At 75.0% G+C, this 24,629-nt stretch carries 20 protein-coding genes; 14 read left to right on the forward strand and 6 right to left on the reverse strand.

Annotation, left to right across the window (positions count from 1 at the left end; genetic code table 11):
• The first annotated feature begins 12 nt into the window (after nucleotides 1–12).
• Nucleotides 13–1,242, forward strand: a complete 1,230-nt coding sequence (locus O2W17_RS21455) for a cytochrome P450 (RefSeq protein ID WP_269194516.1) — start codon at nucleotides 13–15, stop codon at nucleotides 1,240–1,242.
• Nucleotides 1,243–1,324: 82 nt separating this feature from the next.
• Here O2W17_RS21455 and O2W17_RS21460 read toward each other — a convergent pair whose 3' ends face one another.
• Both O2W17_RS21460 and O2W17_RS21465 read right to left on the reverse strand, forming a co-directional pair.
• Nucleotides 1,325–3,646, reverse strand: coding sequence for a HelD family protein (locus tag O2W17_RS21460; protein WP_269194517.1), 2,322 nt, complete (start codon nucleotides 3,644–3,646; stop codon nucleotides 1,325–1,327).
• A 342-nt stretch (nucleotides 3,647–3,988) separates the two neighbouring features.
• Entirely contained in the window at nucleotides 3,989–4,474 is a 486-nt protein-coding gene (locus O2W17_RS21465; RefSeq protein ID WP_269194518.1) for a hypothetical protein, read from the reverse strand.
• A 65-nt stretch (nucleotides 4,475–4,539) separates the two neighbouring features.
• Between O2W17_RS21465 and O2W17_RS21470 the strand changes: the two genes are divergently transcribed.
• The 5 genes from O2W17_RS21470 to O2W17_RS21490 all read left to right on the forward strand — a co-directional run bounded on the left by O2W17_RS21470 (nucleotide 4,540) and on the right by O2W17_RS21490 (nucleotide 10,373).
• Nucleotides 4,540–5,340, forward strand: coding sequence for an alpha/beta fold hydrolase (locus O2W17_RS21470; protein WP_269194519.1), 801 nt, complete (start codon nucleotides 4,540–4,542; stop codon nucleotides 5,338–5,340).
• Between the two features lie 19 nt (nucleotides 5,341–5,359).
• Nucleotides 5,360–7,639: a SpoIIE family protein phosphatase gene (locus tag O2W17_RS21475; RefSeq protein ID WP_269194520.1), complete on the forward strand. Its 2,280-nt coding sequence runs from the start codon at nucleotides 5,360–5,362 to the stop codon at nucleotides 7,637–7,639.
• A gap of 58 nt (nucleotides 7,640–7,697) precedes the next feature.
• Nucleotides 7,698–8,003 carry a hypothetical protein gene (locus tag O2W17_RS21480; RefSeq protein ID WP_269194521.1) on the forward strand — a complete coding sequence of 102 codons (306 nt, stop codon included), beginning with the start codon at nucleotides 7,698–7,700 and terminating at the stop codon, nucleotides 8,001–8,003.
• 142 nt (nucleotides 8,004–8,145) lie between these two features.
• Complete coding sequence (locus O2W17_RS21485) at nucleotides 8,146–9,306, forward strand: acyl-CoA dehydrogenase family protein (RefSeq protein WP_269194522.1); 1,161 nt, start codon at nucleotides 8,146–8,148, stop codon at nucleotides 9,304–9,306.
• Nucleotides 9,303–10,373 (forward strand): acyl-CoA dehydrogenase family protein, encoded by a 1,071-nt coding sequence (locus O2W17_RS21490; protein ID WP_269194523.1) that lies wholly within the window; start codon nucleotides 9,303–9,305, stop codon nucleotides 10,371–10,373. Before O2W17_RS21485 ends, O2W17_RS21490 begins: the two co-directional genes overlap by 4 nt.
• Nucleotides 10,374–10,412: 39 nt before the next feature.
• On the opposite strand, the gene O2W17_RS21495 is transcribed toward O2W17_RS21490, so the two are convergent.
• The 3 genes from O2W17_RS21495 to O2W17_RS21505 form a co-directional block, all read right to left on the reverse strand.
• A complete protein-coding gene (locus tag O2W17_RS21495) occupies nucleotides 10,413–11,609 on the reverse strand; it encodes an MFS transporter (protein WP_269194524.1) in 1,197 nt (398 codons plus the stop codon).
• Between the two features lie 88 nt (nucleotides 11,610–11,697).
• Nucleotides 11,698–12,456: an SDR family NAD(P)-dependent oxidoreductase gene (locus O2W17_RS21500; RefSeq protein WP_269194525.1), complete on the reverse strand. Its 759-nt coding sequence runs from the start codon at nucleotides 12,454–12,456 to the stop codon at nucleotides 11,698–11,700.
• A 35-nt stretch (nucleotides 12,457–12,491) separates the two neighbouring features.
• Nucleotides 12,492–13,214: a GntR family transcriptional regulator gene (locus tag O2W17_RS21505; protein WP_269194526.1), complete on the reverse strand. Its 723-nt coding sequence runs from the start codon at nucleotides 13,212–13,214 to the stop codon at nucleotides 12,492–12,494.
• A gap of 208 nt (nucleotides 13,215–13,422) precedes the next feature.
• Between O2W17_RS21505 and O2W17_RS21510 the strand changes: the two genes are divergently transcribed.
• From O2W17_RS21510 to O2W17_RS21545, 8 genes are all read left to right on the forward strand, one after another.
• Entirely contained in the window at nucleotides 13,423–14,442 is a 1,020-nt protein-coding gene (locus tag O2W17_RS21510; RefSeq protein ID WP_269194527.1) for a TAXI family TRAP transporter solute-binding subunit, read from the forward strand.
• Between the two features lie 80 nt (nucleotides 14,443–14,522).
• The gene (locus O2W17_RS21515; protein WP_269194528.1) at nucleotides 14,523–15,029 is read left to right on the forward strand and encodes a hypothetical protein; all 507 of its coding nucleotides are present in this window, start codon (nucleotides 14,523–14,525) and stop codon (nucleotides 15,027–15,029) included.
• Nucleotides 15,029–17,305: a TRAP transporter permease gene (locus O2W17_RS21520; RefSeq protein WP_269194529.1), complete on the forward strand. Its 2,277-nt coding sequence runs from the start codon at nucleotides 15,029–15,031 to the stop codon at nucleotides 17,303–17,305. Before O2W17_RS21515 ends, O2W17_RS21520 begins: the two co-directional genes overlap by 1 nt.
• A gap of 18 nt (nucleotides 17,306–17,323) precedes the next feature.
• On the forward strand, nucleotides 17,324–18,172 hold the full coding sequence (locus tag O2W17_RS21525) for a DUF6282 family protein (RefSeq protein ID WP_269194530.1): 849 nt from the start codon (nucleotides 17,324–17,326) through the stop codon (nucleotides 18,170–18,172).
• A complete protein-coding gene (locus O2W17_RS21530) occupies nucleotides 18,169–20,370 on the forward strand; it encodes an Ldh family oxidoreductase (protein WP_269194531.1) in 2,202 nt (733 codons plus the stop codon). Before O2W17_RS21525 ends, O2W17_RS21530 begins: the two co-directional genes overlap by 4 nt.
• Nucleotides 20,363–21,619 carry an MFS transporter gene (locus O2W17_RS21535; RefSeq protein WP_269194532.1) on the forward strand — a complete coding sequence of 419 codons (1,257 nt, stop codon included), beginning with the start codon at nucleotides 20,363–20,365 and terminating at the stop codon, nucleotides 21,617–21,619. Before O2W17_RS21530 ends, O2W17_RS21535 begins: the two co-directional genes overlap by 8 nt.
• A gap of 40 nt (nucleotides 21,620–21,659) precedes the next feature.
• The gene (locus O2W17_RS21540; RefSeq protein ID WP_269194533.1) at nucleotides 21,660–22,343 is read left to right on the forward strand and encodes a dimethylmenaquinone methyltransferase; all 684 of its coding nucleotides are present in this window, start codon (nucleotides 21,660–21,662) and stop codon (nucleotides 22,341–22,343) included.
• The gene (locus O2W17_RS21545; RefSeq protein ID WP_269194534.1) at nucleotides 22,340–23,239 is read left to right on the forward strand and encodes a DUF1932 domain-containing protein; all 900 of its coding nucleotides are present in this window, start codon (nucleotides 22,340–22,342) and stop codon (nucleotides 23,237–23,239) included. The genes O2W17_RS21540 and O2W17_RS21545 overlap by 4 nt, the downstream gene beginning before the upstream one ends.
• Before the next feature lie 6 nt (nucleotides 23,240–23,245).
• Here the strand turns inward: O2W17_RS21545 and O2W17_RS21550 are convergent, their stop codons facing one another.
• Nucleotides 23,246–24,445, reverse strand: coding sequence for an MFS transporter (locus tag O2W17_RS21550; protein ID WP_269194535.1), 1,200 nt, complete (start codon nucleotides 24,443–24,445; stop codon nucleotides 23,246–23,248).
• Between the last annotated feature and the right edge of the window lie 184 nt (nucleotides 24,446–24,629).

Below are 24,629 nucleotides of genomic sequence, written 5' to 3' on the forward strand. Positions count from 1 at the left end.
AGGCAGACGCGCATGCCTCGACTCGAGAACGGCCTGAAGCTGCTGGCGAAGGGCTACGCGTGGCTGCCCGACGAGCGGCGCCGCACGGGCGGTCGCCCGGTCGCGACCCGGCTCGGCGGGATGCCGGCGTACGGCATCGAGGGCCCCGACGCCGCGCGGTTCCTCTACGACGAGGACCACGTGCGCCGGTCGCACGCCATCCCCGAGCCGGTGCAGGGCACGCTGTTCGGCAAGGGGGCGGTGCACACCCTCGACGGGGAGCTGCACCGGGTCCGCAAGGCGATGTTCGTCGCGCTGCTCATGCGCGAGGAGGGCATCGCCTCCCTTGTGGAGCGCGCGACGGCGGAGTGGGAGCGGGCGGCGGGGGAGTGGTCGACCCGGCCGCGCATCGTCGTGCTCGACGAGGCCGCCCGGGTGATCGCCGGGTCGGTGACCCGCTGGACCGGGATCCCGCTGCGCGACGACGAGGTGGCCGGCCTGGCGCGGGACCTGGTCGCGATGGTCGACGGGTTCGCCTCCGGCGGGCCGCGGCACTTCCGGGCCCGCCGGGCGCGCGGCCGCCGGGAGAGGTGGCTGTCCTCGCTGGTCCGCGACGTGCGCAGCGGCCGGGTCGCCGTCGAGGAGGGCTCGGCGGTCGACGTCGTGTCGCGGCACCGGGACGCCGACGGGACGCAGCTGCCCCCGCACGTGGCCGCCGTGGAGCTGCTCAACATCATCCGGCCGACGACGGCGGTCGCCTGGTTCCTGGCCTTCTCCGGGCACGCGCTCGTGCGCTGGCCGGAGCACCGCGAGCGGCTGGCGAGCGGCGACCCGGCGTTCGCGGAGGCGTGGGCGCACGAGGTGCGGCGCTTCTACCCGTTCGCTCCGTTCATCGGCGGGCGGGCACCGCGCGAGGTCGAGTTCGACGGGCAGCGCATCCCCGAGCACGCCATGGTGCTGCTGGACCTCTACGGGCAGAACCACGACCCGGAGCTCTGGGACGCCCCCTACGCCTTCCGGCCCGCGCGCTTCATCGACCGGAAGATCGGCGAGTTCGACCTGGTGCCGCAGGGCGGTGGCGACCCCCGCACCGGCCACCGCTGCCCGGGGGAGCAGCTCACCGTCGCGCTGCTCGCCGGGCTCGCGGTGGAGCTGGCCCGGCTGGACTACGAGGTGCCCGGGCAGGACCTCACCATCGCCCTGCACCGCATCCCGGCCCGGCCGGCCAGCGGCGTCGTCCTGCGGGTGCGCGGCCTGGCCTGAGGTCCTCCCGCGGAAGTCTGTCTCTGCCCAGCCCTGGTGGGCAGAGACGGACTTCCCGGAGAACACCCCCGGGGCCGGCTGCTCAGCGCGGGTCGAGGCCCTTCAGCTCGCGGGGCAGCTCGCCGGGGTGGAGGACGCCGAGCCGCTGGGTGGCGCGGGTGAGGGCCACGTAGAGGTCGTTGGAGCCGCGCACCCCCTCGGTGAGGATCCCGGCGGGGTCGGCGACGAGCACCGAGTCGAACTCCAGGCCCTTGCTGCCCTCGGGGGTGAGGACGACGGGGCCCGCGGTGAGGTCGCCGTCGGCCGCCGCCGACGGGACGGCGGCGCGCACGGCGGCGGTGACCGCCTCGACCCGGCTGCGCGGGACGACGACGCCGAGGGTGCCCGCCGCGGCGTCGAGCTCCGCGGCGGCGGCCGCCACCGCGGCGACCAGCTCGTCCTCGGGCACCTGCCGGGCCCACGGCCGCTCGCCGGTGGAGCGCACCGACCGGGCCGCCGACGTGGCCGCCCCGCCGGCGACGAGCACCTCGGCGGCGACGTCCATGATCTCCGCGGGGGTGCGGTAGTTGACGGTCAGCTCCTCCAGGCGCCACCCGCGCAGGTCCCGCGGGCCGAGCGCCGGCTCGAGCACCTCCGCCCAGCTGGAGGCGCCGGCGGCGGAGCCGGTCTGGGCCACGTCGCCGACCAGCGTCATCGACCGGGTCGGGCAGCGGCGCAGCAGCACCCGCCAGGCCATGGCCGACAGCTCCTGCGCCTCGTCGACGATGACGTGCCCGTAGGTCCAGGTGCGGTCGGCCGCGGCGCGCTGGGCGGTCGACCGGTGGTCGGCGACCTCCTGCCGCTCGGCCAGCCCCTCGGCGTCGAGCAGGTCGCCGGCGGAGAGCTCCTCCGACTCCTCCTCGGTCTCCCAGTCGGTGGAGCGGGAGCCGTGCAGCAGGTCGAGCGTCTCCTGAGCGTCCCGCAGCCGGCGCTGCCGCTCCCGGCGGTCGGCGGACCGCTGCGCGCTGTCGTCGACGCCCAGCAGCTCGTCGGCCTCCTCCAGCAGCGGGACGTCGGCCGGGGTCCACGGCGCGGACGGCGGTCGGAGCAGCAGCTCGCGGTCGGCGTCGGACCAGCCCCGGGTCGCCGCCTCCAGCCGCCGGCGCGAGGAGAAAAGGTCGCGCAGCAGCCGCTCGGCGGTGAGCCGGGGCCAGAGCCGGTCGACCAGTGCGTGGACGGCCGGCTCGGCGGCCACCTCGCGGCGCAGCGCGGCGACGTCGCCCTCCCCGAGGAGGTTGCCGCCGCCCAGCACGTTCTCCCCTAGCTTGCCGGCGTACTTGCGGGCGACCAGGTCGACCAGTGCGTGCGCGAACGCCGGCCGGGCCTCGTTGTGCAGCCGGGAGACGGCCCGGGCGCGGCTGCGGGCGCGCGCGGCGTCGGCCTTGGTGACGCGCAGCGGCGTCCCGTCGATGGTGAGCAGCGCCGGCTCGTCCAGGACCGCCTGCCGGTTGCGCAGTGCGGCGGTGACGACGTCGACCATCGCCAGGCGGCCCTTGACCACGGCCACCTCCGGGCGCTCGGGCGCGTGCGCCGGGAGGCCGGGCCGTAGCCCGCCCAGGTCGGTGAGCACCACGCCGGTCTCGCCCAGCGAGGGCAGCACGTCGGCGATGTAGCCCAGGAAGGTCGGGGAGGGGCCGACGACGAGCAGCCCGCTGCGCGCCAGCCGCTCCCGGTGCGTGTAGAGCAGGTAGGCGGCGCGGTGCAGGGCGACCGCCGTCTTGCCGGTGCCGGGTCCGCCCTGCACGACCAGGACACCGCGGTGGTCGGCCCGGATGATCCGGTCCTGCTCGGCCTGGATGGTGCGCACGATGTCGTTCATCCGGCCGGTGCGGGTGGCGTTGAGCGCGGCCAGCAGCACCGACTCGCCGGCCAGCCCGGACCGCTGGGCGAGCTCGGGGTCGGTGAGGTCGAGGGTCTCGTCGGTGAGGCCCACGACCGTGCGGCCGCGGGTGCGGAGGTGCCGGCGGCGCCGGACGCCGAGGTCGTGCAGCGGCGTGGCCGTGTAGAACGGCTGGGCCGCCGGGGCGCGCCAGTCGACCAGCAGCGGCTCCTCCCGGCCGTCGTCGGCGTTCAGCCCGATCCGGCCGATGTAGCGCGCCACCTCGCTGTCGTACCGGTCGAGCCGGCCGAAGCACAGCCCGCTGTCGGCCGCGTCGAGGGCGACGATCCGCTGGGAGTGCAGCTCGACCGCCGCCTCCCGCTCACCGATCGCCTGCGGGTTGTGCGGAACGGTGGCCAGCGCCTCCTGGAGGCGGGTGACGGTGCGCGCCCGCACCTCGTCGAGCCGCTGGTGCAGGCCGGTGACGTAGGTCTGCTCCGTCGCGAGCTCGGCGTCCTGCGTCGCTGCCTGTCGTGCTGTCGTCAAGGCCCATCGCTTCCGTCGTCAGTTCCGACGGACAACTATCGTCCGCGCGGCCGCGGCGGGCACGCAGGCGGGCTGTGAGCCTCCGCCCAAAGGCAACGTCGGCGTCACCTCCGGGACATCCGGGCTGCCTACCGTCGGGAGCACACACTCCCGAGGGGGCAGCCATGAGCACCACCACGAAGGAACGGACCACCTGGGTCTGCGACAACTGCCAGGGACAGGCCGTCACGCCGCGCAAGCGCTGCCGCGAGTGCGGGACGTCGCGCTACTGAGCAGCGGCCGAGGGCGCCGACCGGCAGGCGCTGACGCCGAGCGGCAACCGCTCACGCGGCAGGACGTCGCTCAGGCGGCGGGCGGGGCCCCGCGCAGCCGGACGACGGCGGCGCGGTAGCGGTTCCCGCCGTAGAGGCGCCAGGCCAGCCGGGTCGAGCGTGGCACCCCGCTGAGCAGGCGGGTGCGGTCACCGGCGCAGGCGTCCTCCAGCGCGAGGCCGAGCACCAGCAGCTGCTGGCGCCCGGAGAGCCCGCACCGGGCGGTCCGGATGATCGCCGTCCAGTCGGCGTCGGTCAGGTACCGGTCGAGCAGGGGGAGGAGGACCGCCTCCTCCTCGGCGGTCTGCGCGGCGACGTCGCCGGCCAGTCGCCGGCAGGCCAGGGCGAAGCCGTCCCGGGCGCGGCTGCTGCCGCACACGGCCCACTGGTTCGCGGCGGTGTCCAGGTCCCGGAGCGCGGCGTCGATCCGCGAGCAGGCCGACGTCCAGCCGGCGATCGCGGCCTCGACGGCGGGCCGCTCGGCCACGGGTGCGGCCCGCAGCAGCGCCGGCCACACCGACTCCCGCTCGGGGATCGCGGAGATCGACGACAGCGGGCTCCCGGTCGGCTACGGTCGGGTGGGTGGGCAGCGTCGTGGCACGCAACCGGGTGAGTCTCATCGGTCCCGCGGCGGGGCGGCCGATGGTCTTCGCCCACGGCTTCGGCTGCGACCAGACGCTGTGGCGGCTGGTCGCACCCGACTTCGCCGTCGACCACCGGGTGGTGCTGTTCGACCACGTCGGCTCCGGCGGGTCGGACCTGTCGGCGTACGACCCCGAGAAGTACAACTCACTGCAGGGCTATGCCGCCGACGTCGTCGAGATCTGCCGCGAGCTCGAGCTCTCCGACGTCGTCTTCGTGGGGCACTCGGTCAGCGCGATGATCGGGGTGCTCGCCTACCACCGGGCGCCCGAGCTGTTCGGTGCGCTGGTGATGGTGGGGCCGAGCCCGCGGTACGTCGACGAGGGGGACTACGTCGGCGGGTTCAGCCGCAGCGACATCGTGGGGTTGCTGGACGCGCTGGACAGCAACCACCTCGGCTGGTCGGCGCAGATGGCCCCGGTGATCATGGGCAACCCGGAGCGGCCGGAGCTGGCCGAGGAGCTCACCAACAGCTTCTGCCGCACCGCGCCGCACATCGCCCGCCAGTTCGCGCGGGTCACCTTCCTCTCGGACAACCGGACCGACCTGTGCGGGCTCGACCTGCCCACCCTGGTGCTGCAGTGCAGCGCCGACGCGATCGCGCCGGACGTGGTGGGCGAGTACGTGCACCGCGCGATCCCCGGCAGCGTGCTGGTGCGCATGCGGGCCAGCGGTCACGTGCCCCAGCTGTCCGCGCCGGAGGAGACGACGGCCGCCATCCGCGCGTTCCTGACGCCGTGACCGGCCGGGACGGTGGGACGTGACCGGCCCGGAGGAGCCGCGCGAACCGTCGAGCCGGCTGAACCGCCTGCTCGACGAGGACCCGGCCGACCTCTACGAGAACGCGCCGATGGGGTACCTCTCCACACTGCCCGACGGCCGCATCGTGAAGGCCAACCGGACGTTCTGCGCCTGGACCGGCCGGCCGCCGGCCGACCTGCTCGGCGGCCGGATCCACGACCTGCTCAGCGTGGGCGGACGGGTCTTCTACGAGACGCACCTGGTCCCGCTGCTGCGCATGCAGGGCGCGGTGCGCGAGATCGCCATCGACATCACCCGCATCGACGGCACGCTGCTGCCCTGCCTGCTCAACGCCGTCGAGGTGCGCGACGACGACGGCTCACCGCTGCTGGTGCGCGCGACGCTGTTCGAGGCGACCGCGCGGCGCCGGTACGAGCGCGAGCTGCTGGCGGCGCAGCGGCTGGCCGAGGAGTCGGAGGCCCGGTCGCGGGTGGTGCAGAAGGTCGTGTTCGACCTGGCCGCCGCGACGACGCCCGAGGACGTCGCGACGGTGATCGTGCAGCGCGGCCGGGCGGCGTTGCGGGCCGGTGGCGCGGCGCTGGTGATGGTCGACGGCGAGGCCGACGACTGGCGGGAGCTGCCCGCGCTGCGGCCGGTGCGCTCGGAGGGCCTCTCCCGGGAGCTGCTGCGGCGGCTGAAGGAGGCAGCCGGGAGCCGGCTGGCGCTGGAACTCGCGCAGGGGCTGCGCTCCATCGTGCTCGACGCCCGGCTGCGCGCCGACCAGCCGCAGCTGGCGGCGACGATGGCGGCCGACGGGCTCACCGACCTGGTGGTCGTCCCGGTGTCGGCGGACTCCAAGCGCCTGGGCGTGCTGGTGCTGGCGCGGGGTGTGCCGGCCCGCGGTGACCTGATCAGCCTGGAGGAGCCCGGGCGGCACCAGCCGCTGAGCCCGGCCGAGGTGGACCTGCTGTGGACGCTGGGCCGGCAGGCCGGTCAGGCGCTGGAGCGGGTGCGGCTGCACGAGCAGACCCGCCAGCAGGGGGAGCGGTCGGCGTTCCTGCTCGAGGCATCCCGGCTCATGGCCGACGCGGCGGACGTGACCGAGACCGTCGAGCGGCTGGCCGGGCTGGTGGTGTCGGGGCTGGCCGACGTCTGCGTGATCGACCTGGTCACCGAGCACGGGATGACCCGCCCCGTCGCACGGCACCGCGACCCGGTCCGCCAGCCGTGGCTGGACCGGTTGCGGGAGGGCCAGCCGCCGCAGCGCTCCCCCATGCACCCTGGGTCGCAGGCGTTGCGGAAGGGCCGGACGCAGTGGGTGCGCGACGCCGACGAGGCCCGGGCAATGTTCGAGGCGATCGCCGTCGACGGCGGGGTCCGGGACGTCGCCCGGCGGCTGGAGCTGACCGGGCTGGTCAGCGTGCCGATGATCGTCGATGGTCGCCGGCTGGGCGTGGTGACCTTCGCCGCGGACCGGCACCGGAAGCCGTTCACCGAGGCCGACGTGGACGTCGCCGAGCAGTTGGCGCTGCACCTGGCGCAGGTCGTCGACAAGGGGCAGCGGTTCGAGTTCGAGGCGCGGACGTCGCACACGCTGCAGGCCAGCCTGCTGCCGCCGTCGCCCCCACGGCTGCCGTCGCTGGCGACGGCGGTGCGCTACGTCGCGGCGACGCAGGGGGTCGACGTCGGCGGCGACTTCTACGACGTCCTCCGGCTGCCCGGGGAGCAGGTCGCGCTGGTGGTGGGCGACGTCGTCGGCCACGACATCACCGCCGCCGCGACGATGGGGCAGCTGCGCAGCGTGACCCGGGCGATGTCGGTCGACCGGCCGACGCCCGCCGTGCTGATCGACCGGCTGCAGCACAACTGGGACCTGTTCGAGCTGCAGCGGATGGCGACGGCGCTGTTCGTGACGCTGGACCCGGCGACGGGCGAGCTGCGCATCGCCTCGGCCGGGCACCTGCCGCCGCTGCTGTGCCAGGCCGGCACGGCGGAGTACCTGCCGGTGCGGCCGACCCGCATGCTCGGCGCACCCCCGGCGCCGGCGGAGGAGTGGACCGGCGTGCTGCCGGTGGGCGCGACGTTGCTGCTGTTCACCGACGGGCTGGTGGAGAGCCGCGGAGCCGACATCGACGCGGGTATGCAGCGGTTGCGGGAGGTGGCGGCGCGGTCCTGCACGACGGACCCGGAGGAGCTGTGCGACCGGCTGCTGGCCGAGCTGACCGGGGTGCACCGGGCCGATGACATCGCGCTGCTGGCGCTGACCCGGACGGAGCGGCCGCAACTCCCGGGGGCGTGACCGCTTCCGGCCGCCGCTGTTTCGGGTCACCATGGAGCGACCCCGGCAGGAGGCGGTCATGGACTCGTCGGCTCGTTCCAACCCGGTCACCGAGGCGATCGACGGTGCGACCGGGGACTGGTCGCTGTCCGGGGACGCGATGCGCTGGTCGCCCGAGCTCGCCGAGCGGGCGCCGGTCACCGGGGAGCTCGGCGGGCTGGAGACGGGGTCCGGGATCGGCGCGGCGCTGGGCCTGGACGTGCCGGGCGTGCGCCGGCTGGTGTCGGGCGCGCTGACGTCGCTGGGCACGGTGGCCACCGACGTGGTCACCGAGCTGCGCCAGCTGACCCGCGCGGCCGAGCCGGAGGACGAGCCGGAGCGTTGAGGCAGGCCGGCCGCACCGGGACCGCCGCGGCGCGGGCGGCCACGGAGGGACGTCCCCCGCCCGCTCCGCCGGGGCCCGGCGTGCGGTGCAGTTCCTCGGCCCTGTACAACCAGGGTGGGCACGACCACATCTGGGGAGTCGCATGAGCAACTCGTTGACACTGGCACCCGCTCCGCCCTCCGAGGCGGCGGAGAAGGTCCGGGCGGAGGTGCGCGAGTTCCTCGCCGCCGAGCTCGCCGCCGGCACGTTCCGGACGCACGTGGACACCTGGCTGTCCGGCGTGGACCCGGCCTTCTCGAAGAAGCTGGGCGAACGCGGCTGGCTCGGGATGACCTGGCCGAAGAAGTACGGCGGGCACGAGCGCACGGCGATGGAGCGCTACGCCGTCACCGAGGAGCTGCTGGCCGCCGGTGCTCCGGTGGCCGCGCACTGGATCGCCGACCGGCAGTCGGGGCCGAACCTGCTGACCTACGGCACCGAGAAGCAGCGGGAGGAGATCCTGCCGCGCATCATCGCGGGGGAGTGCTTCTTCGTCATCGGGATGAGCGAGCCGGACTCCGGCTCCGACCTGGCCTCGATCCGCACGAAGGCCACCCGTAACGGTGACGGCGACTGGGTGGTCAACGGCGCGAAGGTGTGGACGTCGAACGCGCACCACTCCCACTACGGGATCGTGCTGGTCCGCACCTCCCCGGCGGACCCCGCGCACCGGCACGCCGGCATGTCGCAGCTGCTGGTCGACCTGTCGCTGCCGGGCATCACGATCAACCCGATCCGCATCCTCGACGGCGGCCACCACTTCAACGAGGTGGTGTTCGAGGACGTCGTCGTCCCCGGGGACATGCTGCTGGGCGAGGAGGGGAACGGCTGGCACCAGGTCACCGCGGAGCTGGCGTTCGAGCGCTCGGGCCCGGAGCGGTTCCTGTCGACGTACCCCCTGGTCGCCGAGTTCGGCCGCCGGGTCGCCGACTCGGGTGACCCCGCGCAGCTCGCCGTCCTCGGCCGGCTGTCGGCACGGGTGCTCGCGCTGCGCCAGATGTCGCTGCGCATCGCGGCGGCGCTGGACCGCGGCGAGCTGCCGAACATCCCGGCCGCGCTGGTCAAGGACGTCGGGACGACGTTCGAGGCCGACATCATCGAGGAGATCCGCAAGGTGGTCGACGTGACGCCGTCGCTCGACTCGCCCGACCCGCTGGCCCGGTCGCTCGCCGAGGCGCAGCTGCACCAGCCGGGCTTCACCCTGCGCGGCGGGACCAACGAGATCCTGCGTGGGATCGTGGCGCGAGGACTGGGACTGCGATGAGCGATCAGGACCTGGTGGTCGAGACCGTCCGGGACATCCTCGGCTCGCACGAGCCGTTCGTGCTGACCGCCGACCGCCGCTGGGACGAGCGGCTGTGGTCGGCGCTGGCCGAGGCCGGGCTGACCGGTGTCGGGCTGCCCGAGGAGGCCGGCGGCTCGGGCGGTGAGCTGGCCGACGCGGTGGCGATCGTGCGCACGCTCGCGGCCGGCGCCGCGGCGGTGCCGGTGGCCGAGCAGCTGCTGGTGGCCGGGCCCGCCCTGGTGGCCGCGGACCTGTCGCTGCCCTCGCCCGACCAGCCGACCACCTTCGCGGTCGCGGACTCGGTGACGGTGCACCCGGTGGACAACGGGGACGGCCCGGGGCGGTTCACGCTGTCCGGCACGGTCACCGACGTCCCCTGGGCGGGGGCGGCGTCGTCCGTCGTCGTCCTGGTGCCGGCGCCGGCGGGCGTGGAGGGCTCGGTCCTCGCGCTGGTCGACTCCTCGTCGCTGCCGGCGACCGACGCGTTCAACCTGGCCGGCGAGCCGCGCGGGTCGCTGGTGCTGGACCAGGCCGCTGCCGCGGGCGCGCTGCTCACCCCGGCGCAGGCGGACGAGGTGCGCGCGCGGTACGCGCTCGCGCGGGCCGTCCAGCTCGCGGCGGCGCTGGAGCGGGTGCTCGCGTGGACGGTGCAGTACGCGGGCGAGCGGCAGCAGTTCGGCCGTGCGCTGGGCAAGTTCCAGGCGATCCAGATGGAACTGGCCGAGATGGCCGGCGAGGTGACCGCGGTGACGGCGCTGACCGACGCCGCGGTGCAGGCGCTGGACCGGGGCGAGAACGTCGTCCTCGCCGCCGCCGCGGCCAAGGTGCGGGCCGGTGCCGCCGTCGAGGTGGTCGCCCGGCTGGCGCACCAGGTGCACGGTGCGATCGGGTTCACCCAGGAGCACAAGCTGCACCACCTCACCCGGCGGCTGTGGTCGTGGCGGGACGAGGCCGGCAGCGAGCTGGTGTGGTCGCGGGTGCTGGCCTCGGGCCTGCTCGCCGACGGGCCGGACGGTCTCTGGCCGGCGCTGACCCGCGTGGTCTGACGCGCCGCCCGCTGACCCGGGCCGGCCCGCCGGCCCGGGTCAGCGGGCGGCGCGCTCGGAGAGCACCAGCAGGGCGGCGGCGGCGAGCGCGCAGCCGGCGACCACGGTGAACACGGCGCCGTAGCCGGCGGCGGTGATCAGCGCGCCGCCGGCGACGGGTGCGACGACGCGGCCGAACTGGCCGGCCAGGGCCTGCTGCCCGGACACCGTCGCGAACACCACCCCGGGCACGTACTGCCCGAGGAGCGCCGGGCGGGCGATGTTGAGGACCCCGAAGCCAACGCCGAACAGCACCACGAAGACGACGGTGGCGGCCGGCTGGGGGAGCAGGAACAGCAGCACCACCGCGAGCGCCTGCCCGGCGACCATCGCGGCGGTGACGGTGCCGATGCCCACCCGGGCCGCGAGCACGGTGAGCACCACCCGTCCGGTCACCGAGAGCGCGCCGAGCGCGCCGGCCGCCAGCGCGGCGAGCCCGGGTGGCGCCCCAACCTCCAGCAGGTAGGCCACCAGGAAGACCGCGACCACCGCGTTGGCCACCATCTGCAACGCCGTGGCCAGGGTCAGCCAGCGCACCGCGGGCCGTCGCCAGGCCGCGCCGGCGCCCCGGTAGGGAGCCAGGTCGGGGACCGCCCCGGCGCCCGGCGCGCCGACGCCCGCCGCGGGCGGTGGCCCGGGGTCGGGGCGGCCGTCGGGCGCCAGGCCCAGGTCGGCGGGTGCCCGGCGCAGCAGCAGCGCGTGCGGCACGGCGCAGGCCGCGACGACCGCGGCGAGCACTCCCAGCGCCGATCGCCAGCCGAGCAGCTCGATGAGGAACTGCGACGTCGGCAGGAAGATCGTCGAGGCGAAGCCGGCCACCACGGTCAGGGTCAGCAGCGCCTTCGCCCGGTCGCGGCGGAACCAGGTGTTGATCACCGCGTACGCCGGCTCGTAGAGCACCGCGGCGCTGGCCAGCCCGATGCCCGTGAAGGCCAGGTAGAGGCCGAGGAGCCCCTCCGCCTGCGACCACGCCAGCACCGAGACGCCGCCCAGCAGGCTGCCGGCGGTCATGATCCAGCGGGGTCCGGAGCGGTCCAGCCACCGGCCCACGACCACCCCGCCGATCCCGGTCAGCGCGAGGGCGAGGGTGAGCGCGCCGGAGAGCTGGGCGGTCGAGGCGCCCAGCTCCTCGCGCATCGGCACCAGGAAGACGGCGAAGGAGTAGTAGAGGACGCCGTAGGAGACGGTCTCGGTCACCGAGAGCGCCCAGACCATGCGCCAGCCGGGGAAGTCCCGCCGCCGTCCGGTCCCCGCCCCGGCGCTCGCTCCGGCCGTCAGCGGACGGTCACCCCTTGCTGCGGGCGATCTTGCCCGAGCCCGCCTGCGCCAGGGGGTAGACGAGGACGTCGGCGATCACCACGTGCGGCGGCTGCCCGGCGATCCAGGTGACGACGCCGGCGATGTCCGCCGCGGTCAGCGGGGTGACCCCGTCGTAGACGGCGTCGGCCGCCGCCTGGTCACCGTGGAAGCGGACGACGGAGAACTCGGTCTCGACCAGGCCGGGGTCGACCTCGCTGACCTTGACGCCGCTGCCCAGGACGTCCATCCGCATGCCGCGGGTGATCCGCTCGACCGCGGCCTTGGTGGCGCAGTAGACGGTGCCGCCGGGGTAGACCTCGCGGCCGGCGTTGGACCCCACGTTGATGACGTGGCCCGAGCCCCGCTCCACCATGCCGGGGAGCACCGCGCCCGAGACGTTGAGCAGGCCGCGGACGTTGGTGTCCAGCATCTGGTCCCAGTCGTCCGGGTCGTCCTGGTGCAGCGGCGTCCGGCCGCGGGCGAGCCCGGCGTTGTTGACCAGGACGTCGATCGGCGAGAACTCCCCGGGCAGCGAGGCGACGGCGGCGTTCACCGCGTCCCGGTCGCGCACGTCCAGCGCCACGGGGAGCACCGCCCCGTCGTGCTGCGCCGCCAGCTCCTCGAGCCGGTCGGTGCGGCGGGCGGCGGCGATGACGCGCGCCCCCTGGGCGAGGAAGGCCTCGACGCAGGCACGGCCGATGCCGCTCGATGCGCCGGTGACGAGGACGACGGGGGTCTGTGCCATGGGTTGCTTCTTCCGCTCGGGGATGGGAGGTGCGGTCACCGGCCGGAGCCGAGCGCCTGCGAGGAGGGGGACGTGTCGGGCGCGAGGCCTTCGTAGGTGTCGCCGTCGGGGTGGATGTGGAGGTAGGAGTCGCGGGACAGCGAGATGTGGTCGTGCATCGCCTCGGCGGCGCGGTCGGCCTCGCCGGCGGCGATGAGCTCGGCCACCCGGCGGTGCTCCAGCCAGGCGCGCGGGGCGATCGAGGACACCAGGGGGGCGAAGAACCAGCGGCTGCGGTGGGAGAGCTGCTCGCCGAACTCCAGGAGGAGGTGGTTGCGGGCGGTCTGCAGGACGGCGAGGTGGAACCGGGCGGTGTGCGCGGCCATCTGTTGGGTCGGGACACCCCGCGCCCAGTCGGCGTCGGCCTGGTCGCAGATCTCCAGCAACCGCGCGGCGTCCTCCGGGGTGCAGCGCTCGGCGGCCAGGCGGGTCGCCTCCCGCTCCACGACCTCCCGGGCCTCGAAGAACTCGTGCACCTGCTGCGCCGTGGGCTGGTTGACGAAGGCCCCGTACCGCGGGCGGATCGTGATCCACCCGTCCCGGTGCAGCCGCTGCAGCGCCTCGCGGACGGGGCCCCGGCTGACGCCCAGCCGGGAGGCCAGCCGTTCCTCGACCAGGTGGTCGCCGGGGGCCAGGCTGCGGCTGATCAGCAGTTCCTGCAGCCGTTCGTACACGTGCTCGCGCAGCGGCGACGTCGCGATGGGTCGTTGTTCGAGCACCGGACCGCACCCTCCGCACGACGTCGGGGAATCGTCATCGTTTTGTGAGACTGTAAACAGTAGACAGCCGTATTTGTGAACTGATTCACTCCTGTGATCCGCTCCACAGCACGGGCACGTGCCCATCGGGTGCGGTGGGGCCGTCATGCGGTTCCTGCCGTCGGTCCTCCGTCCCGGCTGTACCCGCATTCCGACAGGAAGGCCACTGATGTCCACGACCCTCGGCACCTCCTCCGGCAAGCGCTCCCGCTTGCTGCTCTCCCTCGGGGTCGTCACGACCCTCGCCCTCGCCGCGTGCGGGGGTGACGACGCCGAGGAGCCGGCCGCCGGAGGCGGTGGTGAGGCCGGTCAGGAGTTCAACGAGCAGCTGACCTTCGCCACCGGCGGTACCGGTGGCGTCTACTACCCCTACGGCGGTGGCATGGCCAACCTGCTGAGCTCCGAGATCCCCGGCCTCACGGTCACCGTGCAGGAGACCAACGCCTCGGTCGACAACATGCAGCTGCTGGACACGGACCAGGCGCAGATGGCCTTGGCCCTCGGTGACGTCGTGTCCGACGCCGCGAACGGGGAGAACACCTTCACCGAGGCGCTCGACATCTGCTCGCTGGGGAACACCTACAACAACTTCGTGCACTTCTTCACGACGGCGGACACCGGCATCACCTCGATCGAGGACCTGGCGGGCAAGCGGGTCTCGCCCGGCGCCGTGGGCTCGGCCTCCGAGGTCACCGCCGACCGGATCATGGAAGCCGCCGGCGTCGACCCGCAGGCCGACATCGAGCGCGTCCAGCTGGGCGTCGCCGAGACGGTCGCCGCCATCCAGGACGGCACGGTGGACGCCGGCGCCTGGTCCGGCGGTCTGCCCACCGGAGCGATCGTGGACCTCGCGAGCACCAGCGAGCTGGTGCTCATCCCGACCGGTGAGTACGCGGACGCGCTCGCCGAGGAGTACGGCGACTACTACTTCGCCGAGGACATCCCGGCCGGCACCTACGAGGGCCAGGACGAGGCGGTGCCGAACATCGTGTCGCCCAACATCCTCGTCGTCCGCACCGACATGGACGAGGCCCTGCAGGAGGCCATCACCCGCACCATCTTCGAGAACCAGGAGCAGCTGCTCACCGTGCACCCCGCGGCGGAGGAGCTGAATGCGGAGACCGCGGACGAGGTCGAGTTCATCGAGACCTGCCCGGGCGCGCAGACCTACTTCGACTCGGTCGGCTGACCCCTTCCCGAGCCCCCGTGCTGCCGGGTGCCGGACCGTCGTCCGGCCCCGGCAGCCGCGGGGCGTCCCGTCCGCACCTCGTGCGCCGCCGCCTGCTGGTCGCCGCGGTCGCCGTGCTCGGCGTGCTTGCCGCGACCGGCGTCGCGGCGGTCGCCACGAGAGGGGACGGGGAGCCCGCGGTCACCGTGCGCGGTGCCGGCGGCGAGCTGATCGCACAGGTTCCGCTCGCCGGCGACACCTTCGCCGTCGGGTACCGCAACAGCATCTACCGGACGCTCGCCGAGGAGCGCTACCGCGTGCTCCCCGACGGCCGCTTCGAGCTGGTCGAGCTGGCGGCCGAGCAGGTCGCCGTCCTCGAGGAGTACTACGCCGTGCCCGGTGCCCCGCGGCCGTCACCGCCGGGCGACCGGCTCCCGTTCGTGGTGGACCCCGACCCGAGCCGACCCGCTGTTTTCGAGCACCTCCGCATCGCCGCTACCGACCTCGGCGAGCGCACACTGTTCGTGCCCGGCGCCGAGCCGGTCCCGATCTGGCAGCGCGTCGTCACCGAAGACCCCTCCGTGATACTCGACATCGAGGACAGCTGATGAATCTCCGACGCTGGACGCAGAAGCAGGCCGGCTCCGAGCCGGCCGACGGCGGCGGCGCGACCGCGGTGGCCGGTCGGCCCGGCACGGCCCAGGACGACGTCCCGGGCGCACCGCCGGCCAGCGCGGGCGCCCGCGAGGGGGTCGAGGACGCCGCCACGATCGACAAGAGCGGCCACCGCGACCGGGACGTGGATCCCGACACGATCGACGAGGAGGCGCTGCTCGCCGAGTACGAGGCGGAGAAGCCGGCGCGGCACCTCACCGGCATCCCGGGCCACGTCGTCGCCGTCGTGGGCGTCGGGTTGTCCCTGTTCGCCCTCTACTGGGTGTTCAACCCCATGCCCCGGCAGGTGTACCTCCCGCTGTTCCTCAGCGTCGGGTTGTTCCTGACCTTCCTGACCTACCGCGGCTGGGGCCGGTCGGACAAGGACAAGGACTCGGGCAAGGCCGACCACCCGAACGTCCTCGACTGGGTGCTCGCGCTGGTCTCGCTGGTCCCGGGCCTCTACATGGTCTACGACTGGCAGGGCTTCTTCCGCCGGGCCATCGTCCCGACGGACACCGACCTCATCGTGGGCACCCTGCTCGTGCTGCTGGTGCTGGAGGCGGCCCGGCGCACGGTGGGTCTGCTGGTGCCGATCGTGGTGGCCGGCTTCCTGGCCATGGCCTACTTCGGTTCCTTCATGCCGAGCCCGTTCACCACCGCGGACTTCCAGTGGCCGCGGCTCATCGGGCACAACGTCATGGGGACCCAGGGCATCTTCGGCGTACCGCTCGAGGTCGCCGCGACCTACATCATCCTGTTCACCATCTACGGCTCGGTGCTGGCCGCCTCCGGCGCGACGAAGTTCTTCATCGACCTGTCGTTCGCCGCCTTCGGGCAGTCGGCGGCCGGTCCCGGCCGCACCGTGACGCTGTCGGGCTTCCTGCTGGGCACGGTGTCGGGCTCCGGCGTGGCGACGACGGTGACCCTCGGTGGCTTCGGCTGGCCGCTGCTGCGCAAGGCCGGCTACTCGTCGGAGGCCGGTGGCGGTGTGCTCGCCGCGGCCGGTATCGGCGCGATCATGTCGCCGCCGACCCTCGGTGCCGCGGCGTTCATCATCGCCGAGCTGCTCAACGTCTCCTACCTCGAGGTGCTGATCTGGGCGACGATCCCGACGATCCTCTACTACCTCGGGATCATCCTGGCGATCGAGTTCGACGCCCGCCGGCACGGCACGCACCAGGTCGAGGTGGAGGACAAGTCGGCGTGGCGGCTGCTGTTCCGGTTCGGCTACCACTTCAGCTCGCTGGCCGCGATCGTCTTCTTCCTGGCGCTGGGCTACACGCCCTTCCGCGCCGTCGTGTACGCCACCGTGCTCGCCTTCCTGCTGAGCTTCCTGGACCGCGAGCACTGGATGACGCCGAAGCGGATCTGGCACGCGCTCGGCCAGGGCGCGGTCGGCGCGCTCTCGGTCATCCCCGTCATGGCGGTCGCCGGCATCATCGTCGGCGTCATGACCCTCACCGGTCTGGCGCTGCGGCTCGCGGGCATCATCGTCGACTTCTCCGGCGGCAGCCTGGTCCTGACCGCGCTGTTCTCGGCCATCGTGGTCGTGCTGCTCGGCCTGGCGGTACCGGTCACGGCGAGCTTCATCATCTCGTTCGTGATCATCTCGCCGGCTCTCCAGCAGGTGGGGGTCGAGCCGTTCGCCGCCGCGATGTTCATCTTCTACTACGCGGTGCTCAGCGAGGTGTCGCCGCCGACGGCCCTCTCGCCGTTCGCCGCGGCCGCGATCACCGGCGGCAAACCGGTGCCCACCATGTGGCTCACCTGGAAGTACACGCTGCCGGCCTTCCTGGTGCCGTTCATCTTCGTGCTCTCGCCGAACGGGGTGGGCCTGCTCTTCGAGGGCGGCGCCGCCACGGTCGCGATCGCGTTCGTCGCCTCCTCGCTCGCGGTCGGCGCGCTCGCCGTGGTCACCGGCAAGTGGCTGATCGGGCCGGCCGGCTGGCCGGAGCGGGTGCTGTTCCTGGGCGCGGCGCTCACGCTGCTGGTCATGGAGCCGCTGTGGATCGGCGTGGGCCTCGGCCTCGGCCTCGCCGGCACCCTGGTGCACCTGTTCATGCGCCGGCGCGCCGGCCACTCCGCGGGGGACGGGCCCGGTGCGACGCCGGGTTCCGGGAGCGGTACCGAGGAGGCGTCGCCGGCGTCCGGTGCGCCGGCCGGCTCCGGGGCGACCACCACCGCGCCGTCGAGCACGACCGGCAGCGCTCCCCGCGGGGAGCGCTGACGTGGGCGTGCTCCTCCCGTGACGACGCTCATCGGCGGGGTCGCGGACCTGCACGTCCACGGCGCGCCCAGCCTGGTCGAGCGGCACGGGCTCGACCACGAGGTGCTGGGCGCGCACGGGGAGGTCGGCGTCGACTTCGCGGTGCTCAAGGCGCACGAGGGGTCGACGGTGGAGCGGGCGGTGCTGGCCGCCGGCCGGGAGGCCGCCGCCGGCGTGGAGGTGGTCGGCGGGATCGTGCTCAACTCGCCGGCGGGGGGCGCCAACCCGGACGCGGTCGAGGTGGCCGCACGGCTCGGCGGTCGGGTGGTCTGGATGCCCACGATCTCCGCCCCCGCGCACATCGCCTCGGCGTCGAGCCCGGAGCTGTCGGTCCACCGCGACCTGGCGTTCCGGCAGGTCGACGTCCTGGACGACGCCGGTGCCCTGCTGCCGGCGTGGCGCGACGTCCTCGACGTCGTCGCGGCGCACGACCTGCTGCTCGCCTCGGGCCACCTGACCTGCTCGCAGGCCCTGGTCCTCTTCCGGGCGGCGAAGGCGGCCGGGGTCACCCGGATGCTCCTGAACCACCCCCGGATGCCGTTCCTGGAGTGGGACGACGCCGCCGCGCCGGAGTTCGCCCGGCTCGGCGTCGTCCTGGAGCTGGGGATCCTGCCCGACATCCTCACCACCGACGGCCCGCCGTCGACGACCCTCGGCGAGGTCTACCCGCACGACATGCTCGCGTTCGGCGGCGACCTCGGCCACGCCCACTACCCGACGATGCGGGAGGCGCTGCCGGGCTGGCTCGCCGACCTCGAGCGATCGGTCGGGGAGTCCGACACGGAGCTGATCATGACCACGGTGGGCCGCCGGCTGGTGCGGCGGTGATCCGCATCGCCCTGCTCCCCGGCGACGGCGTCGGGGAGGAGGTGCTCGACGGGCCGTCCCGGCTGCTGCGCCGGCTCGCCGAGCAGGGCGCGGTCGAGGTGACCGGCCCCTGGCCGGTGGGGGCGCGGGCCGCGGCGGACGAGGGGTCCGTGCTCCCGGAGGCGACCATCGAGGCCTGCGACGCCGCGGACGCGCTGCTGCTCGGCGCCGTGGGGGAGGACCCGCGCGTGCCGCCGGAGGTGTGCCCCCGCCCCGAGGTGGCCCTGCACCGGCTCCGCGAGCGGTACGACCTGCGGATCTCGGTGCGGGAGATCCCCGTCGACGAGGACAGCACCCTCACCGTGGTCCGCAACCTCATCGGCGGCTCCTACGGCGGAGCCGCGGACCGCACGTTCAGCACAGACGGCGGGGAGGCCGCCGACGTCCTCCGGCTGACGCCCGGGCGGGTGGCCGAGGTGGTGCACCTCGCCGTCGACGTGCTCGAGCAGCGGGCCACCACGACCGGGCGCCCGGGCCGCCTCGTCTCGGTGGACAAGGCGAACCTGTACGCCACCGGCCGGCTCTGGCGGCAGACCGCCACGGAGGTCGCCGAGGCCCGTGGGGTCCCGGTGGAGCACCGCTACGTCGACCGGGCCGCGTTCGAGCTCGGGTCCGGCGCCGCCGTCCCGGACGTGATGGTCACCGAAGGGCTGCTCGGGGACATCCTCAGCGACCTCGCGGCCGGCCGGGCGGGCTCGCCGGCGCTGTGCGGATCGGCCTCCATCCACCCGGGTGCGCCGGTGCGCGGTCGGTGCCAGGGGCTGTTCGAGCCGGCCCACGGCTCGGCGCCCCGCCGCGCCGGCCGGGGCCAGGCCGACCCGCTCGGCGGGTTCCTCGCCCTGGTGTCGCTCCTCCAGCACTTCGACGAGACCCGCCCGATCGGGGACCGGCTGCGGACGGCGACCCGCACCGTGCTGCAGGAGGGGCCCTGGACCTACGACCTGGCACCGGACGGGGTGGCGCCGGCGTCCACGTCGGAGGTCGCCGACGCCGTGCTCGCCGCGTTCGACGCCGCCGCCCCGGGCGGAGCACCGTCCGCGGCGGGCCCCGCCGCCGTCGAGGTGGTCGAGGAACCGGTGGTGCGGGTGCCGGCCGCCGAGCTGGAGGCGTGGACCGTCGAGGTGCTGGAGTCCGTCGGCGTGCGGCCGCGGTACGCCCGCGAGGTCGCCCACGTCCTCGGCTACGCCGACCTGTCGGGCATCGACTCGCACGGCATCGCCCGGCTGCCCGCCTACGTCACGATGATCGGCAACGGGTCGATCGCCGCGGACGGCGAGCCGACCGTGCACTCCGACGGCGGAGCGGTCGCCCTGGTCGACGGGCACGGCCTGCTCGGCCACCCGGTGACCGAGGTGGCGCTGACCGAGGCGGTGGAGCGGGCCCGGCGGTCCGGGGTGGGCTGGGTGAACGTGCGCCGCAGCAGCCACCACGGGGCCAGCGGCTCCTACGCATACGACGCGGCGCGCCAGGGGCTGGTCTGCCTGGTCGCCACCAACACCGGCCCGGTGGTCGCGCCCGCCGGCGCGTACCGCCCCTACCTGGGCACCAACCCGCTGGCGCTGGGCATGCCGGTCGCCGGTGAGGAGCCGATGGTCTTCGACATGGCCACCTCGGCCGTCGCCGGCGGGAAGTTCGAGATCGCGCTGCGCACCGGCCGGTCCGTTCCCCTGGGCTGGGGGCTGACCGCGGACGGCCGGGACACCACCGACCCGGCGGCCGTCTACCCGGGGAAGGGGGCGCTGCTCCCGCTCGGCAGCGACCGCGAGCGGTCCAGCCACAAGGGATACGGCCTCGGGCTGCTGGTCGAGCTCCTGACCGCCGTCCTGGCGGGAGGACCGTTCGGGCCCGGCGTCGGCAACCTGACCTTCCGGTCCGGCGCCCGCCCCCCGGACACCAGCCACCTCGTCGTCGTCCTCGACCCGGCCCGGCTGGGGGAGCCGGCAGCGATGCAGGACCGCACCGCCCAGCTGCTGACCGAGCTGCGCGGGCTCGCACCGGTCGACGAGGGGGTCGCCGTCCGCACCCCCGGCCAGCGGTCGGCGGCGGAACGGGCGCTGCGCAGGGAACGGGGTGTCCCCCTGGACGCCGGGACGCACGCCGCGCTGCAGGAGCTGGCCGACCGCCTCGGCCGCCCCCTCGGCGCCCCGGTCCGTGGCTGACCCACCCCCGGACGCCGCGCCTCGGGCGACGAAGCGGGCCACCCTGCAGGCGGTCGCCGTCTCCGTCCTCGGCGTGCTGCCGGCCTTCCTGGTGGGCGCGCTGGCGGTGCAGATCCGCGCCGACCTCGACGTCGGCCTGGGGCTGTTCGGCTTCGCCGCCGCGACGCTGTTCGCGGTCTCGGGGCTGTGCGCGCGGCCGGCCGGCCGGCTGGTGCAGCGGCTCGGCTCGGCGCGCGGCACCGCGCTGGCCGCCTGCCTGGCCATCGCCTCGCTGACCGCGGTGGCGCTCGCGCAGTCGCCGGTGTGGCTGATGCTGGCCCTGGCCGTCGGTGGGCTGGGCAACGCGGTGGCGCAGCCCTCGGCCAACCTGGGGATCTCCGAGCTGGTCACCGAGCGGCGGCTGGGGCTGGCCTTCGGCATGAAGCAGGCCGCGATCCCCGCGGCGACCCTGCTGGGCGGGCTGGCCGTCCCCGGCATCGCACTCGTCTTCGGCTGGCGGTGGGCGGCGGTGGCCGGGGTGGCGCTGGCCGTGTCGATCCTGGTCTGGTCGCTGGTCGGCGGGCGCGACGCGCGGGGGCACCCGCCGGCGGACCGGACGCCGGCCGGCACGGACAAGGGCCTGCCGCGGGGCGGCCTCCTCGTGCTCACCCTCGGCGGCTTCCTGGGGTCCTCGGCCGCCACCTCGACCGGGGTCTTCCTCGTCGACTCCGCCGTGGCCGCGGGTACGTCGCCGGCGGCGGCGGGGCTGCTCTTCGCCGCCTGCTCCGTGCTCGGCCTGGTCAACCGGATCGGCTTCGGCTGGCTGGCCGACCGGCACCCGGACCGCAGCCGCTACCTGTTCATCGCCAACCTGCTCGCCAGCGGTGCGGTCGGGTACGCGCTGCTGGCCACCGGGCGCACGGTGCCGTTCCTCATCGGCTCGGCCATGGCCTACGGCCTCGGCTGGGCCTGGACGGGGCTGTTCCACTTCGCGGTCATCCGCGACAACCGGGCCGCCGCGGCGTCGGTGACCGGCTTCGTGCAGACCGGCCTCTCCCTGGGTGCCGCCAGCGGTCCGCTGTTCTTCGGCGTCGTCGCGCAGACGTTCTCCTACACCGCGGCCTGGTCGGTGGCGGCGGCGCTCAGCCTGCTCGCCGCCCTGACCATCCGGCTGGCCCGGCGCATGGTCCGCCGCTCCCGGGGGCTGCCCGTGGCCGAGCTGCACCTGCGCCGGCACCGCGAGGGCGCGCACGCCCAGGCCCCGACATGACCACAACGCTCCCCGAGCCCAGCACGAGGAAGAGGACGACATGAGCACCTGCCGGCGCCATCCCCGGGGCCCGCGCCCGGACCCCGCCCTGATCGAGCGCTGCCGGGCGCTCCCGACCAGCATCCTGTCCGACAGCATGGAGCGGACCGGTGGCATCCGCGGGGTGCACCGGGTCCCCGGCGGGGACTGGCCGCGGGTGGCCGGGCCGGCCCTGACCGTCCGCACCCGGGCCGGGGACAACCTGGTGATCCACCGGGCGCTGGACCTCGCGGAGCCCGGTGACGTGCTCGTGGTCGACGGCGCGGGTTCGCTGGAGCGGGCGGTGCTGGGCGAGATCATGGGTCGCTACGCCGCCACCCGCGGGGTGGCCGCCGTCGTCGTCGACGGCGCCGTCCGGGACGCCGAGGGGCTGGCCGCCGGCCCGGTGCCGGTGTTCGCGCTGGGCATCAACCACCTCGGGCCGTACAAGGAGGGGCCGGGCGAGCTGCACGGACCGGTCCAGGCCGGGGGCACGGTCGTGCGCTCCGGCGACGTCGTGGTCGGGGACGCCGACGGGGTGGTCGTGCTGCCGCACGAGCGGGCGGTCGAGGTGGTGGGCCGCGGCGAGGAGCGGCTGCGCGCCGAGGAGGAGCAGTTCGCCGCCATCGCCGCGGGCACCCTCGACCGCTCCTGGGTGCTGGCCGCGCTGGCGGAGGAGCTCGTCGCCGGCGAGGACGCCCGGTGACCGGCCGCTGGGGGCTGATCGGCTTCGGGGAGGCCGGCCGGGTCATCGGCGGTGCGGTCGCCGCGGCAGGCGTGGACCTGGCGGTGCACGACCGGGTGCTGCTCGACGCGGCCCGCGGCCCGGCGCTGCGCGCGGCGATCGGGTCGACCGGGGCGACCCCGGTCGACGACCCGGCCGGCCTCGCCGACCGGGACGTCGTGCTCTCGCTGGTCACGCCCGCGACCGCGGTGCCCGCCGCCGCCGGGTTCGCCCCGCACGCGGCGGCCGGGGTCCTCTACGTCGACCTCAACTCGACGGAGCCCGCGACCAAGCACGAGGTGGCCGCGGCGCTGACCGGCGTCCGGGTCGTCGACGGGGTGATGACCGGGGGCGGCATCACCCTCGACGGCGCCCGGATCCCCATCTCGCTGGCCGGTCCGGACGCGGCCGAGGCGGCCGGGCTGCTCGCCGGTGCCGGGCTCAGCGCCACGGTCGTCGGCAGCGAGATCGGTGCCGCGGCGGCGCTGAAGATGCTGCGCAGCGTCGTCGTCAAGGGCATGGAGGGCCTATGGGTGGAGGCGATGCTCGCCGCGCGCGAGCTCGACGTCGTCGAGCCGTTGATGGCCATGGTCGAGGAGACGCTGGACCGCTACTCGACCCGCGAGTTCGCCACGATGCTGGTCGCCACGCACGTCGCGCACGCCGGCCGCCGGTCCGTGGAGGTGCGCATGGCCCGGGACACGGTCGCCGGGACCGGGGTCCCGCCGCTGCTGTCCGGCGGGCTGGTGCAGCGGCACCAGCTCAGCGCACGGGGGCTGGCGGCGGCCGGCCACGAACCGGGCGTCGTGCCGCCCTCGCTGGCCGCCGCGCTGGACATCCTCCGGGCCCTCCCGCGGGAGGAGGCGCCGCCGGGCTGAGCCGGCTCAGGCGTGCCGGGTCCGGCGGCGCAGCTGCTGCGCGGCCACCAGACCCGGGCGGTCGCGCAGCAGCATCCGGCGGCCCTGGAGGATCACCGCTCCACCCACCACCGAGACGGCCGCCGTGGTGTACCAGGCGACCGGGTAGGAGGTGGCCGCGACCAGGACGCCGAACAGCAGCGGACCCAGCGCCGCCCCGGCCCCCATCCCGCCCTGGGTGATCGAGGTGGCGCGGGCCGCCATGCCCGGGTGCATCCGGGCCACGGAGTAGGTGGACAACCCGGCCCAGGCCCAGCCGGTGCAGTAGCCGATCACCGCACCGGCGGCGATGAGCACCTCCACCCCGGTGCCCAGCAGCGCGTACGAGAGGCCGCCGATCGCCATCTGCGCGGCGACCACGAGCAGCCACCGGGTGCGCACCTTGTCCGCCAGCCAGCCGAACGCGATCCGGGCCGTCGCCCCGGCGGCGCTGGCCACCGCGGCGAGCACCCCGGCCGTGCCGGGGGAGATGCCCGAGTCGACGGCGGTGGCCACGAAGAACGAGCCGAGCGCGTTGCCGGTCGCCGCGCCGAGCATGATCCCGCAGGCCAGCACGACGAGCGCGGCGCGGCGGAACGGCCCCGCCGCCTCCGACGCCCCGGCGGTGCCCCGCGCGGGCAGCCGGCGGCCGCTGGGGACGGTGAACATCACCAGCAGCGCCAGCCCCGCCCCGATCGCGAAGGCCGGCCGCCAGCCGAACGGGATGGCGACCAGCGGGACCGCCGCCCCGGCGAGCATCGTCGCCAGCGGGATCGCCGCCTGCTTCGTGCCGTAGGCCAGCCCGTGGCGTTCAGGGGTCACCGCCCGGGCGATCAGGTCGTTGCTGGCCGGCTGCCCGATGCCGTTGCCCCAGCCGGCGAGGACGAGGGCACCGATCAGCACCGGGGTGTGCTGCGCCGCCACCGCGATGACCAGCATCGAGACGGCGGCCACCAGTGCCGAGAGCCGCACCACCGGGGAGGTGCCGAAGCGGCGCACCACCATGCCGGCGGTGAACGCGGACAGCGCGGAGGCGAAGAAGAAGCAGGCCACCAGCACGCCCAGCAGCGAGGGGCCGAAGCCGAGGTCGGCGCGCAGCTGCACCCACAGCACGCCGATCATGAAGCCGGGCAGCACACCGGCGGTGGTGACGCTCACCGCCGCCGTGCCGGCGGCGCGGGAGCTCACCGTGCTCCGGTTCCTGCCGGGCACCCGCATGCCGTCAGGCCGGAGGCGGGGTGGTGTCGGGGGCCACCGGCTCAGGACTCCCGGTCGCGACCGAGCAGGGCGTCGGTGATGTGCTCGGCGATCGCCAGCGACGAGGTGGCGGCCGGCGAGGGGGCGTTGCGGACGGCGACCACCGCGCCGTTCT

Origin of the sequence: Blastococcus sp. VKM Ac-2987, assembly GCF_026967805.1 — a bacterium.
Lineage (GTDB): Bacteria > Actinomycetota > Actinomycetes > Mycobacteriales > Geodermatophilaceae > Blastococcus.